This is a genomic window from uncultured Sphingomonas sp. (genome assembly GCF_902806265.1).
Taxonomy (GTDB): domain Bacteria; phylum Pseudomonadota; class Alphaproteobacteria; order Sphingomonadales; family Sphingomonadaceae; genus Sphingomicrobium.
Genome location: NZ_CADCVZ010000014.1, coordinates 20,190 through 35,380, shown reverse-complemented (window position 1 = coordinate 35,380; position 15,191 = coordinate 20,190). Strand labels below are relative to the sequence as shown.

Annotated in this window: 13 protein-coding genes; 7 read left to right on the top strand and 6 right to left on the bottom strand. The window is 67.5% G+C overall.

All coding sequences use genetic code 11. The features are described from left to right. Nucleotides 1-7: 7 nt before the first annotated feature. Nucleotides 8-259: a hypothetical protein gene (locus QZX62_RS03615; protein ID WP_294172187.1), complete on the top strand. Its 252-nt coding sequence runs from the start codon at nucleotides 8-10 to the stop codon at nucleotides 257-259. Here QZX62_RS03615 and QZX62_RS03610 read toward each other — a convergent pair. Further along, nucleotides 238-1,218, bottom strand: coding sequence for a threonine/serine dehydratase (locus QZX62_RS03610; protein WP_294172186.1), 981 nt, complete (start codon nucleotides 1,216-1,218; stop codon nucleotides 238-240). The genes QZX62_RS03615 and QZX62_RS03610 overlap by 22 nt on opposite strands. Before the next feature lie 189 nt (nucleotides 1,219-1,407). On the opposite strand from QZX62_RS03610, the gene QZX62_RS03605 reads away from it, so the two are divergent. The 3 genes from QZX62_RS03605 to QZX62_RS03595 all read left to right on the top strand — a co-directional run bounded on the left by QZX62_RS03605 (nucleotide 1,408) and on the right by QZX62_RS03595 (nucleotide 4,332). Then, nucleotides 1,408-2,649 (top strand): type III PLP-dependent enzyme, encoded by a 1,242-nt coding sequence (locus QZX62_RS03605; protein ID WP_294172185.1) that lies wholly within the window; start codon nucleotides 1,408-1,410, stop codon nucleotides 2,647-2,649. 131 nt (nucleotides 2,650-2,780) lie between these two features. Beyond that, nucleotides 2,781-3,836, top strand: coding sequence for a deoxyhypusine synthase (locus tag QZX62_RS03600; protein WP_294172184.1), 1,056 nt, complete (start codon nucleotides 2,781-2,783; stop codon nucleotides 3,834-3,836). Between the two features lie 64 nt (nucleotides 3,837-3,900). After that, a complete protein-coding gene (locus tag QZX62_RS03595) occupies nucleotides 3,901-4,332 on the top strand; it encodes an MAPEG family protein (protein ID WP_294172182.1) in 432 nt (143 codons plus the stop codon). Here QZX62_RS03595 and QZX62_RS03590 read toward each other — a convergent pair. Genes QZX62_RS03590 through QZX62_RS03570 form a run of 5 tightly spaced genes read right to left on the bottom strand, consistent with a single transcriptional unit; the run spans nucleotide 4,329 to nucleotide 10,966 of the window. Then, the gene (locus tag QZX62_RS03590; RefSeq protein WP_294172180.1) at nucleotides 4,329-5,501 is read right to left on the bottom strand and encodes a class I SAM-dependent RNA methyltransferase; all 1,173 of its coding nucleotides are present in this window, start codon (nucleotides 5,499-5,501) and stop codon (nucleotides 4,329-4,331) included. The two genes, QZX62_RS03595 and QZX62_RS03590, sit on opposite strands and share 4 nt — an antisense overlap. Further along, entirely contained in the window at nucleotides 5,498-6,856 is a 1,359-nt protein-coding gene (locus tag QZX62_RS03585) for an NAD(P)H-hydrate dehydratase (protein WP_294172178.1), read from the bottom strand. The genes QZX62_RS03590 and QZX62_RS03585 overlap by 4 nt, the downstream gene beginning before the upstream one ends. A gap of 9 nt (nucleotides 6,857-6,865) precedes the next feature. Further along, complete coding sequence (locus QZX62_RS03580) at nucleotides 6,866-7,681, bottom strand: 4-(cytidine 5'-diphospho)-2-C-methyl-D-erythritol kinase (protein ID WP_294172177.1); 816 nt, start codon at nucleotides 7,679-7,681, stop codon at nucleotides 6,866-6,868. Continuing rightward, entirely contained in the window at nucleotides 7,681-9,339 is a 1,659-nt protein-coding gene (locus QZX62_RS03575) for a tetratricopeptide repeat protein (protein WP_294172176.1), read from the bottom strand. The genes QZX62_RS03580 and QZX62_RS03575 overlap by 1 nt, the downstream gene beginning before the upstream one ends. Then, nucleotides 9,314-10,966 carry an electron transfer flavoprotein-ubiquinone oxidoreductase gene (locus tag QZX62_RS03570; RefSeq protein WP_294172175.1) on the bottom strand — a complete coding sequence of 551 codons (1,653 nt, stop codon included), beginning with the start codon at nucleotides 10,964-10,966 and terminating at the stop codon, nucleotides 9,314-9,316. Before QZX62_RS03570 ends, QZX62_RS03575 begins: the two co-directional genes overlap by 26 nt. Nucleotides 10,967-11,054: 88 nt before the next feature. Between QZX62_RS03570 and QZX62_RS03565 the strand changes: the two genes are divergently transcribed. The 3 genes from QZX62_RS03565 (at nucleotide 11,055) to QZX62_RS03555 (ending at nucleotide 14,720) form a co-directional block, all read left to right on the top strand. Continuing rightward, the gene (locus QZX62_RS03565; protein WP_294172173.1) at nucleotides 11,055-11,813 is read left to right on the top strand and encodes a uracil-DNA glycosylase; all 759 of its coding nucleotides are present in this window, start codon (nucleotides 11,055-11,057) and stop codon (nucleotides 11,811-11,813) included. Continuing rightward, the gene (locus tag QZX62_RS03560) at nucleotides 11,810-13,543 is read left to right on the top strand and encodes a lytic transglycosylase domain-containing protein (RefSeq protein WP_294172172.1); all 1,734 of its coding nucleotides are present in this window, start codon (nucleotides 11,810-11,812) and stop codon (nucleotides 13,541-13,543) included. The genes QZX62_RS03565 and QZX62_RS03560 overlap by 4 nt, the downstream gene beginning before the upstream one ends. Before the next feature lie 106 nt (nucleotides 13,544-13,649). Continuing rightward, entirely contained in the window at nucleotides 13,650-14,720 is a 1,071-nt protein-coding gene (locus tag QZX62_RS03555; RefSeq protein WP_294172171.1) for a PA0069 family radical SAM protein, read from the top strand. Nucleotides 14,721-15,191 lie beyond the last annotated feature (471 nt).

Here is a 15,191-nt window from a genome sequence, read left to right as displayed (position 1 = left end):
ACGCGGGATGAGCCCGTGCGAACAACAGCACAAGCTGGCCGAAGCATTTGAACGGATCGAGGAAACGATCCTGCCGTGCATCGCCATGATGCTGGACACGCTGCTGGACGCGTCGGCCAGCCTCGCGGAAGTCGATCCCAAGGCACTTGCCGCCGAGCTTCAGATCCTCGCGGCCGAACTGGAGGAGCTCACCCAAACGGTGGAGCGGAGCTCGCCCGTCAACCTGGAGCCCGGTCGCTACCGTACCGCGGTAGCGTAACTGGAGGCGGCTGAAGCCTCCAAGATCTCGGCATGCAGCGCCGGGTCGATGTTTCCGCCCGACAGCACCGCTACCGTGCCGTGCTCGGCAGCCACCCGGCCGCTCAGCAGTGCCGCAAGCGCGACCGCGCCCCCCGGCTCCACGACCAGCTGCAACTCCCGCCACGCGAGCGCTATCGCCGCCCGGGTCTCCATCTCGCTGACTGCGACCGCTTTCGCGCCCCGCGCATGGAGCACCCCAAAGGTGATCGATGATACTCGGGTGGTCTGAAGCGCGTCGCACAGCGTCGGCGGAGCGTCGGCCGCTACCAAAACGACGCGGCCTTGTTCCAGCGAGTGCCCCATGTCGTCCCACCCTTCCGGCTCTACGCAGACGATCTCGGCCTCCGGGCAAGCCAGCGCGATCCCGGCGGCGAGCCCACCGCCGCCCGTCGGCACCAGGATGCGTCTCGGCGCCGCGCCGAGCTGGCCAACGATCTCGAGCCCGGCCGTCCCCTGCCCGGCAACGATGTGCGGGTCGTCGAAGCTCGGCACCAGCGTCGCCCCGCGCTCGGTGGCGAGCCGGGTCGCGATCTCCACTCGGTCCTCAGCGACTCGATCGTAGAAGACGATCTCCGCGCCTTGCGCCTGCGTCCCTTCGACCTTGAGCGCGGGTGCATCCGACGGCATGACGATCGCTGCCGGGATGCCGAGCCGCTTGGCGGCGATCGCCACCCCCTGCGCATGGTTGCCGGACGAAAAGGCGACCACCCCGCGCCGGCGCTCGTCGGGCGACAGTTGCAGCAGCCGGTTGCTCGCCCCCCGCAGTTTGAACGCCCCACCGGTCTGCAGGCACTCGGCCTTGAGCCACACGGGCGCGCCGTGGATGGTCGTACGCAGCAGCGGGGTGCACCGGATATGACCCGCAATCCGCGCCGCCGCCGCGAGGACGGCGCTGCGGGTCGGCTCAGCCGCAGCCATTCGGCTTTCCCGCCAACGACTTAGCCGGGCTGTTGCAGAGGAGCGACGGGCCGCGTGCTCGCGTCCCATATCTGCCGAAAACTTGTTGCACGCGGGTACCCCCCTCCATATATGCGCCTCCGCTGCCCCATGGGACTTCCAACCGCAAGGCAGCTCTTGTCGAAACTACCCCGTTGGAGGTCCCTTGAGTTGCACAAGCATCATCGCGCGCTGGGGCTAGCGACCGCCCCGTTCGGCACTGCCGCCACTGGTGCTGCCGAGATCGCGAAGCTTAAGCCGGTTCAGCCGGTAACGCTTCTTCGGCCGCACGCCGCGCACCGCGCCGCCCGCTTCTTCGTGGAGCGGTTCCCCGGTCGGTCGCTTTATGCGGTCAAGGCTAATCCGTCGCCCGACCTGCTGCGGGTACTGTGGGATGCCGGCGTAACTCACTACGACGTCGCGTCGATCGGGGAGGTTCGCCTGGTCAGCGAGACGCTGCCGGCCGCGACCCTGTGCTTCATGCACCCGGTCAAGGCCGAGGAGGCTATCGCCGAGGCCTACTTTGAGCATGGCGTGCGCACCTTCAGCCTCGACACGCTTGAGGAGCTGGGCAAGATTGTCGAGGCGACCGCCCGCGATGGCGTTCCGGCGAGCGACCTTAACCTACTGGTCCGCCTGCGGGTGAGTTCGGAGCATGCCAAGCTGAGCCTTGCGGCCAAGTTCGGTGCGGAGCCCCAAGAGGTGAGGCCGCTGCTGTTCGCCGCCCGCCAGGCTGCGGACGCGCTCGGCATCTGCTTCCATGTCGGCAGCCAGGCGATGACCCCGGCGGCTTACGCCCAGGCGATGGGCCGCGTCCGCGATGCGATCGTCGAGGCGGCGGTGACCGTGGACATCGTCGATGTCGGCGGTGGCTTTCCATCAACCTACCCGGGCATGGAGCCGCCGCCGCTGGAGGCGTACTTCTCGGTGATCCATGATGCCTTCGAGAAGCTGCCGATCAGCTACTCGGCGGAGCTGTGGTGCGAGCCCGGACGCGCGCTGTGCGCTGAATATGCGTCCGTACTGGTGCGGGTCGAGAAGCGGCGCAGCGACGAGCTGTACATCAACGACGGTGCGTACGGTGCCCTGTTCGATGCAGCCCATATTGGCTGGCGCTTCCCGGTCGAGCTGGTGCGGGCAGAATCGTCCGACATCCGCGCGATGCCATTCAGCTTCTACGGTCCGACCTGCGATGATCTCGATCATATGACGGGACCGTTCGAGCTGCCCGGAGACGTGGCTGCCGGCGACTATATCGAGGTCGGCATGCTCGGCGCTTATGGTTGCGCGATGCGGACCGGCTTCAACGGGTTCGGCTCGGAGTGGCGCGTGATCGTGGAAGACGAGCCGATGGCCAGCCTGTACGGCGAGGTCACCCGCGAGGCGGCGCGCTCGAACGTGGTGAAGCTGTAAACGGAACACGCTCTCGCCCTGATGGGCGGAGCGGCATGGAGGGTGAGGCTGTCCCCTCCGATGAGACCAACGACACGCCTTTGTGTAAGGCCCTCCCGGCGCGCCCGGGAGGGCATGCATCGGAGTATCAGATGAATACCGAGACCAAGATCAACGACACGCGCAAGGCGGAACTGCTGTCGAGCACGGTCGAGCATATCGACATCACCAAGTTCGACGCGCGCCCGATCGTCGAGGCGATGGGCAAGATGAGCTTCACCAGCCGCGATCTGTCCCGGGCAACCGACATCTACAACCAGATGCTTGCCGATCCCGATTGCTCGGTCATACTGGTAGTCGCCGGCTCGACCTCGGCCGGCGGCTGCATGGACCTGTACGCCGAGCTGGTGCGCAACAACATGGTCGACGCGATCGTCGCTACGGGTGCGACCATCGTCGACATGGATTTCTTCGAAGCGCTTGGCCACAAGCACTACCAAGCGCTTGAAATCCCTGACGACGATACGCTGCGCTCGCTCTACATCGACCGCATCTACGACACCTACATCGACGAAGAGAAGCTGCAGGAAACCGATCACACGATCGGCGACATCGCCAGCGCCCTCGAGCCGCGTCCGTATAGCAGCCGCGAGTTCATCAAGGAGATGGGCAAGTGGCTTATGGAGAATGGCAAGAAGGACAACAGCCTCGTCAAGCTCGCCTACGAGCATGACGTGCCGATCTTCTGCCCGGCGTTCACCGACAGCTCGGCCGGCTTCGGCCTCGTCAAGCATCAGGTCGACGCGATGAAGGCAGGCCGGCGCTACATGACGATGGACTCGATCGCCGACTTCCGCGAGCTGACCGACATCAAGATCAAGGCGGGCACCACCGGCCTGCTGATGATCGGCGGCGGTGTGCCCAAGAACTTCACCCAGGACACGGTGGTCTGCGCGGAGATCCTCGGGCACGAGGACGTCGAGGTGCACAAGTACGCCGTGCAGATCACGGTCGCCGACGTGCGCGACGGCGCCTGCTCCTCCTCGACGCTGCAGGAGGCGGCGAGCTGGGGCAAGGTCTCGACTGCGCTCGAGCAGATGGTGTTCGCGGAGGCGACTTCGGTGCTGCCGCTGCTGGCGTCCGATGCTTACCATCGCGGTCATTGGCGCAACCGTGAACCGCGGCGTTTCGCCAAGCTGTTCGACTGAGCACGTTGCGCTTGTAACGGAATGAACTAACCCTCCTCCGCAGCAACACGGGGGAGGGTTTTTCATGCCGCATAGTCCATTGCTCGGCCCGATCGTGGCGCTGGTCGCCTGGACCCTGCTCATGCTGTTCTGGTTAGCGATCGTGCGCGGTCTCGCGGCCAAGCGCGCCGGCATCAATCTCACCGCAAAGCGCGGCGGCCGCGGGCAACAGCTCGAGGGCGTGCTGCCCGACCGGGCGAACTGGCCCGCGCACAATTACATGCACCTGCTGGAGCAGCCAACGATCTTCTACGCGATCGTATTCGCACTGATCCTGATGAACTTCGATGACCCGATCAACGTCTGGCTGGCATGGGGTTACGTCGGCTTTCGCGTGCTGCACAGCCTGGTGCAGGCGACCTTCAACGATGTCCGCGTGCGCTTCCCATTGTTCCTGCTGTCGACGCTCTGTCTCGTCAGCCTGACGGTGCATGCGGCCTTGCGCCTCTGGCACTAGCGCGCAAAGGCGGCGGCAAGCTCCACATGGGTCGACCAGCGGAACTGACCCACCGGCTGCACCCAATTCAGCCGGAAGCCGCCATCGACCAGGGTCCGTGCATCGCGGGCGAACGTCGCGGGGTTGCAGCTGACGTAGGCGACCCGCGGAACGGCTGAGCCGGCAAGCTCCCGCACCTGCTCGGCCGCGCCGGCGCGGGGGGGATCAAGGACAACCGCCTCGAACCGCCCGAGCTCATCCGCGGACAAGGGGCGGCGGTAAAGATCGCGGTGCTCAGTAGCCATATCGGGCCGTGCCGCCCTCAGCGCCACAACCGCGGCTTGCCAAGCTTCGGCTGCGTACACCAGCTGACCAAGTGAAAGCGCAAAGGTGCCGAGGCCTGCAAACAGGTCGGCCACCCGGCGAGCTCCGCCAGTGCCTTCACGCACGGCTTCGACCAGCGCAGCCTCGCCATCCTCCGTGGCCTGCAGGAACGCGCCGGGAGGCAGCGGCACGGGCACGCCGGACAGGGTCACAGTTGCAGGTACGGGCTCGTAGCGGATCTCCGCACCAAAACCCTCGTCCAGGCTGAGCCGGGCCAGCCGATGCCGCTCGGCAAAGCCGGTGAGTGCTTCGGCTGCCGCCAGGCTTTTAACTGCGACCTTGGAGAGCGCCAAGTCGACGCCTTGATCACACAAGGTAAGCCGCACCTCGGAAATCCGGTCGCCTCCTGCCAGCTCACCCAGCAATCGGCGCAGCGGCGCCACTAAGGCGAACAGTTCCGGACGAAGGATATGGCACTCGCGAATGTCGACAATGCGGTGCGATCGCTCTTCGTTGAAACCAATCGCCACGCCCTTGCGAAGGCGCATCGCCCTCAGCGTCGCGCGGCGGCGACTATTGGGCGGGGACAGGTGCGGCTCGCGCACCTCAGTCTCGAGCCCATGCTGGGCCAACGCCGATGCGACGCGGTCTCGCAGGTACAGGCGGTAGGCGGCATCGGCGACATGCTGCAGCTGGCACCCCCCGCATTGTGGGAAGTGGCGGCATGGCGGCGCCTGGTGCATCGGTCCGGGCGTCAACGTGGCGTCCTCATGGAGAAGGTCGCCGGGTGCGGCCAGCGCCGCATGCCGGCCGGACGCAGTCACGCCATCCCCGCGGGCGGCGATACGGACGATCGGCTCGCTCACGGGCAGAGTGCGAGCGCGTGGGGGATGGCGGCGGCGAGATCGTCGGCGATCATCTGCGGGCCAGCCAGCTCGGCCGCTCGCCCGTGGAGCCAGACCGCTGCGCAAGCGGCATCGAAGCTCGGCATCCCGCGTGCCCGCAGCGCCGCGATCATCCCGGCGAGCACGTCGCCCGTGCCCGCGCTCGCCAGCCAGGCGGGTGCCGGCGGAGCGAAGCCGAGCCGCCCGTCGGGACTTGCCACGAGTGTATCCGGACCCTTGTAGACGACGACTGCGCCCGATTTTTCGGCGGCGGCAAGGGCGCGCTCCGACTTGCTTCCAGGCAGCTCGCCGAACAGCCGTGCGAACTCACCGGCGTGCGGAGAAAGGATGGCGTCATGCCCGCGCAGCCGCTCCGGCTCGCCAACCTGGCCGATTGCATCGGCATCGATCACCTTGGGTGCATGCGACGTCAGCGCGAGCGTCAGGACTTGGGGAAGATCGCCCATGCCCGGCCCGACGAGCAGGCAGCCGATCCGGGGATCGTTGATCATGGCGGTGTCGGTCTGCACCACGGCCGCGGGCAGGCCATCGATCGCGCGCGACGTGCTGACGCGCACATAGCCGGTTCCGGTCCGGGCAGCAGCGGTGGCCGCGAGGGCGATCGCGCCCGGCATCTTGCCGGCCAACGCATGGACTAGCCCGCGGGTAAACTTGTGCCCCCCCACGTCCAACCCAGGCAGCTCGGGACGGCCGATTTCCAGCCAGCCTCCGCCTGTCGGCACGCCAATGTCGCCCGAGACGACTTTACCCATCTGCGCCATGGCCGGCATCAGCCGGTGCGCCGGCTTCAGCGCGCCAAAGGCCACGGTCATGTCGGCATCCGGAATGGAAGACAGCAGCTCGCCTGTGTCCGCATCCACCCCGCTCGGAAGGTCGCAGGCGATCCGGAGCCGCGCTCCATCGCTGAGCCGGCGCAGATCGCTCGCAAGGGCATCGTCCAGGCCGCACTTGAGGCCGATGCCGAACAGGCAATCGATGAGCAGCGGAGCGGGCGGCGCTGCCGCGATCGGCTCGATCGTGCCATCCCACGCGGCTCTAGCCCACTTCGCCGCAGGCGTTGCCGGAGCGCCGAGGGATGCCACCCGGACCCCTACCCCACGTTCCCGCAACAGGCGTGCCGCAACATAGCCGTCGCCGCCGTTGTTGCCGGGCCCGCACAGCAGCAGCGTGTCGGCAGGGCCGGCGAAGCGCAGGGCAGCCTCGGCGAGGCAGGCGCCAGCCCGCTCCATCAACCGCTCGGTCGAGGTGCCCGCCGCGATCACGGCCTCTTCAGCGGCGCGCATTCGAGCAGCGGTCAGGATTGGGCGTCCGGTCACCAACGCGGCCTAGCGCAAGCTGGTCGCCAGATGCCACCACTCCGGTGGGCAGCAGCCCCCCGCAAGGTCACGGCAGGCTTCGTTTTCGAACAGCGCGAAGCAGGTCGCCCCCGAACCCGACATGCGCGCCAGCTGTGCGCCATCCTGCCCGGCGAGCCAGTCGAGCACGCTGCCCACCTCGGGCACCAGGCTCCGCGCAGCCGGCTCGAGATCGTTGCGCCCGGCACGCCACTCGGTCAGCGGGCCAAGGTCCTGCCCGCTCCACCGCGCGAAGACCCCGCCCGTGGACAGCGCGACACCCGGATTGACCAGCAACACCGGCGTGCCGGCCACCGCAGCATCGACCAGCTCGAGCCGGTCGCCGGCGCCTTCGCCCCGCGTTGTCATGCTGAGCAGACAGGCCGGAACGTCGCTGCCGAGCTCCGGTGCGATCGCCGCGGCATGGGCCGGATCGATGCTCCACATGTCGGAAAGCAGGCGCAACGCCGCCGCGGCGTCCGCCGACCCGCCGCCGATGCCCGAAGCGACCGGCAACGCCTTGTCGAGAGTCAGCGCAGCGCCTTGCTCGGTGTCCGCGCGTCGCTGCAACATCTTCGCGGCGCGCATGACTAGATTGTCGTGGCCCGTCAGCGCGTCCGCAAAGGGGCCTCGAACGGCAAGGCTGAGTTCGTCCGCAGGCTCCGCCCACAGGCGATCGCCGTCCGTGCAGAAGGCAAACAGCGTTTCCAACGCATGCCGCCCGTCCGCCAGCCGGCCGCGCACGTGCAGCGCGAGGTTGAGCTTGGCCGGAGCAAGCTCGCTCCAGCGGCCGGCCTCGACCTGCATCAAGGAGCGGCGTTGGCGGCGCTCAGCCCAGCGCCAAGCTTGCCTTCGATCCGCGCCTTGACGTCATCTTCCGCAGTAAGCAGCGCCGCCTGCCAGGCATGCCGCGCCTCGAACTTCCGGCCCACGGTATAAAGGGCATCTCCCAGATGCTCGTGGATCTCGGTTTCGCTTGGGTCGGCCGCCGCAGCGCGCTGCAGGGTGGCGATCGCCTCCTGTTGCCGTCCGCGCTTGAACTGAGCCCAACCAAGCGAGTCGGTGATGGAGGCATCATCCGGCGCGAGCCGGTGCGCTTCGGCAATCAGTGCTTCCGCACCGTCCAGGTTTTCCCCACGTTCGAGCTGCGCATAGCCGAGATAGTTGAGCACCATCGCGTTACGCGGGGCCAGGCGCCGGGCTGCCTCCAGCGATATCTTGGCTTGCGGCCAGCGGTCGCTTTCCTCCAGCATCGCGCCGCGCAGCAGATGGAGCTGCCACAGCTCGGGCCCGGAGCCACCGGCTTCGACCAGCGCGACCGCACGGCCGAACGCATCGGCCGCTTCGCCTGACCGGCCCATCTCGTCCAGCACGTCGCCCAGGCGCGACCAGTCGTTGGCGTTGGCTGTGCCCGACGCCACAAAGGCCCTTGCCCGCGCCAACGCCTCCTCCAGCCGGGCGGCGCGGGTGAGCGCCCGCACCTCGGCATCGCGCGCTTGCGCCGCGAAGGGGGCGCCCTCTTCAACGGACCGCAACAGCACCAGCGCGTCATCGAGCCGGTCCGCCTCGGTCAGCAATATGCCAAGCAGCACCGGGGTGGTCGGAGTGCGTGGCGCCGCATGCCGGGCGACCTGCATGGCGGCAAGCGGCAGACCGCCGATCTCGGCCCGCTGGAGATCGATCGCCAGCGCCGTCAGCAGCTCGGCAAATGCCTCGGCCGGCGTCGTGACGCCGGCTCCCGGCGCCGAGCCGGCCACGACCTGCCTGCGCGCCGGGTCAAGCGCTACGTCTCGCGCCACCAGCATCCGCGCTGCCCGGGCGCGATCGCCTGCGCGGTAGTAAGCGTCGGCAAACGCCAGCCGTAGCCGGGTCTCGCGCCCACCGCCCACCTGGAGCGCCTGCGTCACGAACGGCTCGGCCTCGGCGATGCGGCGCGCTCGGAGGAGCAGCAGAGCGCGATGTTCGGGTACGTAGGCCGCAGTCGCGCTTGCCGGCGGAACCGAGTTCAAGCGGTCGAGGGCAGCCCTGATCCTTCGCTCGCTCCAGGCCTCGACAAAGGGCGCCAGAAAGTTGAGCTCCGCTCCACCTCCGCGGAGGCGGAGAATGGCGACGGCGTCCCGCTCCTTGCCGTTCTTGAGCCGGTCGGCGGCGAGCAGCAGGCGGGCGTCGACCGGCAGGCTCGCGGGCGAGCGCCGGCCCGTAAGCTGCAGGGCAAGCTTGAGATCGCCAGCCGCAATCGCTTGGCTGATCGCGCGATCGGCGACAAGCTGGTTGCCCGGCTCGCTGGCGGCCAGCGCCGCGTAGAGCAGAGCGGCGCGGCGCGGGTCGCCGGTCAGCTCCGCCGCGCGTGCGCCGACAAAAGTCGTCGGACCGCTCGGCCGCGCCAGATCGATCCGTGCGGAGGCCGGGTCAGCGCAGCACAGCAGCACCCCCGCCAAGCTACATATTCGGGTAATTGGGGCCACCGCCGCCCTCCGGAGTCACCCAGTTGATGTTCTGGCGAGGATCCTTGATGTCGCAGGTCTTGCAGTGCACGCAATTCTGCGCGTTGATCTGCAGCCTGGGCGCTCCATCCTCCTCGACGTACTCGTACACGCCCGCGGGGCAGTAACGCTGCTCCGGACCGTCGTAGTCGGGCAGGTTTACCCGCGTGGGGATCGCCGGGTCGTTGAGCGTCAGGTGGATCGGCTGGTCCTCCTCATGGTTGGTGTTCGAGATGAACACGGAGGACAGCTTATCGAAACTGATGACACCGTCGGGCTTGGGATAATTGATTTTGGGCGCGATGTCCCGGCGCAGCAGGGTGGTGTGGTCAGGCACATGCTTCATGGTGACCGGCAGGCCGATCTTCAGCTGCCGCATCCACATGTCGGTGCCGGCGACCAGCGTGCCGATGGTTGAGCCGAGCTTGGCCACCGCAGGCTCTGCGTTGCGGACCTTCTGCAATTCCTGCCCGATCCAGCCGTTGCGAACCGCCGGCTCGTAGCCCTCCAGCACGTCGCCGCGGCGATCCGCAGCGATCGCCTCGAACGCCGCCTCAGCCGCCAGCATGCCCGACTTCATCGCAGTGTGCGTGCCCTTGATCCGCGGCACGTTCACGAAGCCGGCCGAGCAGCCGATCAGCGCGCCGCCAGGGAACGCCAGCTGCGGAATGGACTGGTAACCGCCCTCGTTGATCACCCGTGCCCCGTAGGACACGCGCCGGCCGCCCTCCAGCAATGGGCGGATCGCCGGGTGCTGCTTCCACCGCTGCATCTCGTCGAACGGCGAGAGGTGCGGGTTCTTGTACGATAGCGCCACCACGAACCCGATCGAGACCTGGTTGTTGGCCTGGTGGTAGATCCACCCACCGCCCCAGGCATCATCCAGCGGCCAGCCCTGCGTATGGACCACAGTCCCCGGCACATGCTTGGCCGGATCGGTGTCCCACAGCTCCTTGATGCCAATCCCGTAGACCTGCGGCTGGCAGTTCTTTTCGAGATCAAAGGCGCGCTTGAGCTGCTTGGTCAGGCTCCCCCGCGCGCCTTCCGCGAAGAAACTGTAGCGAGCGTGGATCTCCATGCCCGGCTGGTAGTCGGCACGGTGCGTGCCGTCGCGCGCAATTCCCATGTCGCCAGTCGCCACGCCCTTGACCGAGCCGTCCTCGTTGTAGAGCACCTCGGCAGCGGGAAAGCCGGGGAAGATCTCAACTCCCAGCTCCTCCGCCTTGCCGGCCAGCCAGCGGCACAGGTTCGCCAGGCTGCCCGTGAACATGCCCTTGTTGTCGAGAAAGCTCGGCATCATCAGGTGCGGAAAGCTGAAGCTCTTCGCCTTGGTCAGTACCCAGTGCTGGTTGGACGTCACCGGCACCCGATTGAGCAGGCAGCTCTCGTCTTCCCGCCAGTCGGGTAGCAGCTCGTCGAGCCCCTTGGGATCGATCACCGCGCCCGACATGATGTGCGCGCCGACCTCCGAGCCTTTCTCCAGAATGCAGACCGAGAGATCGCGCCCGCCTTCGTTCGCCAGCTGCTTCAGCCGGATTGCCGCTGACAGCCCGGCGGGACCAGCCCCGACGATAACAACGTCATATTCCATGGACTCGCGATGGCTCACGGGCAATTCTCTCGACTTGGCAGCAAGTTGGTCCCCTGCCCCTCACAAGGCGGTGGCGTCAATGGCTGCGGGCGCTATGCTACACCCTATGGGTGGGGAGTCCGGACGCTTCGATCAAGCGGAAGCGGCCAGCTTGTTGAGCTGGTGGCTGGACGCAGGCGTCGATGTTGCGGTGGCCGAGCGGCCGCGCAATTGGTTGAAGCAAGCCTCACCTGTCCCGTTCCCGGCAGCGTCCAGCGATGGACGTGATCAGCCAGGCGGCGACCTCCATCCAAGGCATGGGGCCGACGCGCAGCGGGAAAGCGCTCCCGACAGCCTTCAGGCCTTTCATGCCTGGCTGAAGCAAGCCAGCGACCTTCCGCTGTTCCACTCGGGAGCGGCTCGCGCATTGCCTCACGGGCCGGCCGCAGCCGAGGTCATGTTGATCAGCGACCTGCCCAGCCGGGAGTGCGCGGCGGAAGGCAAGCCGATCGGCGGCGAGGCCTGGGAGCTTACGACCCGCATGCTCAAGGCGGCCGGGCTGGCGCCAGAACAAGCCTATGTCGCCTCCTTGTCCTGCTTTCCGGCGCCAGGTCAGCGCATCGACGCACCAAGCCTGGAACGCTGCGCCCAGACCATGCGGCAGCACATCGCCTTGGTCGGCCCCAAGCGCATTCTTCTGCTGGGCGATGGCCCTTCCCGGGCGCTGCTCGGTCAAGCCGCTGTTCAGGCGCGTGGGCGGACCCATCGCATTGATGGCGTACCTGCAGTGGCGACCCTCCACCCGCGGCAGCTGCTGCAACGCCCGTCCGATAAGGCGCACGCCTGGCGCGACCTCCTGTTGATGATGAGTGACGAGATTTCATGAGCGTTTTATTTAGCTTGTCCGCCGCTGTTCTTGCCGCAACTCAGCAGGCCGATCCGCTTGCGCCGGTCTCGCAGCAGGTCCAACCCGGGCTGCAGATCCTCCCTGCCCAGCCGACCGCGCAAGTTCTGACGCCCGCTCCGGTCGCGCCTCCGCCGGTCATCGTGGCGGTGCCGCGGGATTGGCGCGGAGTGTTCGACGCGATCCGTTCGGGCCAATGGGCGGCCGCTTCCGCGGGGATTGCCGCGTTGCCACCCGGCCCGCTGAGTGCCGTGGCGAAGGCGGAGCTGTTCACGGCTCGAGGATCGCCCGCGGTCCCTGCCGAGCCGCTGGTCGCCTTGCTAGCGCAAGCGCCGGAACTGCCGGGAGCCGACCAGCTGCTACGGCTTGCACAAAGCCGCGGGGCCACCGCCCTTCCGCAGATCGCCGGTCGCTACCCGCAAGTTCAGATCGGCCACTCGCCCCGGCGGGTGCGTGCCCGGCCAGTCAGCGGCGAAGTCGAGGCGGACCGCCTTCGCGCCGAGCTGGAAGCCTACGTCAAGGCCGACGACGCGGCGGGAGCGGAGCTGCTGCTGCAGTCGCGAGCGCCCTATCTCAGCCCGGAAGCGCGAGCCGAGGTCAGTCAACGCATCGCCTGGATGCACTATACCCGCAACGACGACGCGAATGCCCGCCGAGTGGCCGAGATCGGTCGCATGTCCTCGATCGGTGAGTGGGCCGTGCAGAACGCTTGGGTTGCCGGGCTGGCGGCATGGCGCCAGAACGATTGCAACACCGCCTCCGCCAACTTCCGCACGGTCGGCCAGCGCGCCGGCGAGCAATCGCTTCGTGCCGGCGGGCTTTATTGGGCGGCCCGCGCGGAAATGGCCTGCCGCCGGCCCGGCGCGGTCACCCCCCTAATGCGCGCTGCGGCGGCCATGAACGAGACGTTCTACGGCATGCTCGCCAGGCGGACCCTTGGCATGGACGCGCGGTTTGCACCGCTCTCCGATGTGAGCGACCCGCGGGTGGAGTCGCTGCCCAATGTCCAGCGCGCAGTCGAGTTGGCGAGGATCGGCGAGCGCGATCTCGCCGGCCAGTACCTCCGCCATCAGGCGCGGCTCGGCCGCCCGCAGGACCAGCTCGGCCTGATCGCCGTTGCCCGCCGGCTCGACCTTCCTGCGACACAGCACATACTGGCGCACTTCGGCCAGCCCGGCACCAGGGTTCCCGCTGCCGCCCGCTATCCTCGGCCCAACTGGGCTCCGCGGGGCGGCTGGCGGATCGATCCCGCTCTTGGGATGGCGCATGCCCTTCAGGAGTCCAGCTTCCGCGCCGAGGCGGTCAGCCCGGCCGGCGCGGTCGGCCTGATGCAGGTGCTGCCCACCACCATGACCCTGATCTCGCGCAATCGCGGGCTGGCAGCCGGCGACCTGCGGGACCCCGCGACCAACATGGAGTTCGGCCAGAGCTGGATCGAGTGGATGCGCGGCCATGGCGCCACCCAGGGTCATCTTCCCAAGATTGTCGCCAGCTACAACGCCGGGCCGTTGCCGGTCGGCCGCTGGGCCTATCTCGACCGCGGCGACCCGCTGCTGTGGATCGAGAGCATCCCCTATTGGGAGACCCGCTATTACGTGCCGACGGTGCTCCGCAACATGTGGGTCTATGAAGGCTTCACGGGTGGGCAGATGCCGACGCTGACGCAGCTGGCTCAGCACAAGTGGCCGGCGCTCCCGGTAGCCAGACGATAGCAATTGCAAACCGGCGAACGCTGAGGGCTTCCCGAGACCGCCAGCTCAGGCGTCTGCCTGGAAGTGCGTTCTTGTTCTGTTCTCGGCTTTGGCGTAGGCTGCAGCCATGCCGCACGAGTCGCTGCACGGCCGCGGGGCCACCCGCAACGTAACCCCCACCCGCTTCAACCTGGCGGAGCGGCAGGCGGACGGCGACTGGCTTGACCAGGTCGAAGCTCTTGACGGCATAACGGCACGGCGCACCAGCGTGACCGTCGAAAAGCCCAAGTCGATCCTGACGTTCAACCGCTCGCCCGATATTGGCTTCGACCGCTCGGTGAACCCCTATCGCGGCTGCGAGCATGGCTGCATCTACTGCTTCGCCCGGCCGACCCATGCCTACCACGACCTATCGCCGGGCGTGGACTTCGAAAGCCGTCTGTTCGCCAAGCCGGACGCGGCCAAGCTGCTCCACTCGGCCCTGTCGCGTCCAGGCTATGATTGCGCGCCTATCGCGCTCGGCACCAACACCGACCCATACCAGCCGATTGAGGAGCGATGGAAGATCACGCGCTCGGTGCTGGAGGTACTGGCGGAGACCAAGCATCCCTTCACCATCACCACCAAGAGCAATCGTGTGCTGCGTGACCTGGACCTGATTGCCCCCGCCGCGCACGAAGGACTGGCGGCGGTTGCAGTATCGGTGACGTCGCTTGACCCCGCGATCAGCCGGACGCTGGAACCCCGCGCTCCGGCCGGCCGCAAGCGGCTGGAAGCGGTCCGCACCCTCAACGAAGCCGGTGTTCCCACGCTGCTGGCGGTCGCGCCTGTGATCCCGCAGATTACCGATCACGAACTCGAAACCATCGTCGAGGCTGGCGCTGAGGCCGGCGCACGGGCTGGCTTCTACCTGCCTGTCCGCCTGCCTCATGAAGTCGCGCCTCTGTTCCGCGCCTGGCTGGACGAGCACTACCCGGAGCGAGCCGCCAAGGTAATGGCCACCATCCGCTCGATGCGCGATGGGCGCGACAACGATCCTGATTACTTCACCCGCATGCAGGGCTACGGCCCCTACGCCGACCTTCTCCGCACCCGCTTTGCAAAGGCAGCCCAGCAATTTGGCCTGGGCACTGGCAGGACGGTGCTCCGCCGGGACCTCTTCCGACCACCGAACGAACGACAGATGCGGTTGTTGTAGCACCTTCCGCAGCATCTACGCTGCAGGTGCTTGCGCCTGCAGGCGGGTGGCTCGGCTACCAACCGGCAGGCGGCACGCGCACAAGGAACATGTTAAGTTCGCCGTTAGCGGTAACAAGTGCGGATTGCGCGCTGAGCCGAGCCACCACGCATGTTCGCTGACGTAACTTAAGTTATTGACTGGGAATGCGATTCTTCCCTGACGTCGAGGGCGTCCGACTGCACCGACGGAACTTGGTGAGCGTTGTCGGGGCGTCTGTAGTAGTATGGACGATGCTCCTCGCGGCGGCTGCTGCGCTCGTCTGACCCTCGCGCTCGCTAGCGGTCTACTCCGCAGCGACCGGCGCGTGCGTGCTTCTTCCTAACGCCTTCCCGTCAGCTGCTCTTGCGGGCTCATCCGAGGACGTCGGCGCCTTGCTCTTCAGACGAACCCACAGCAGTGCAGCAGCGAGGATGATCGCTGGTGCAATCC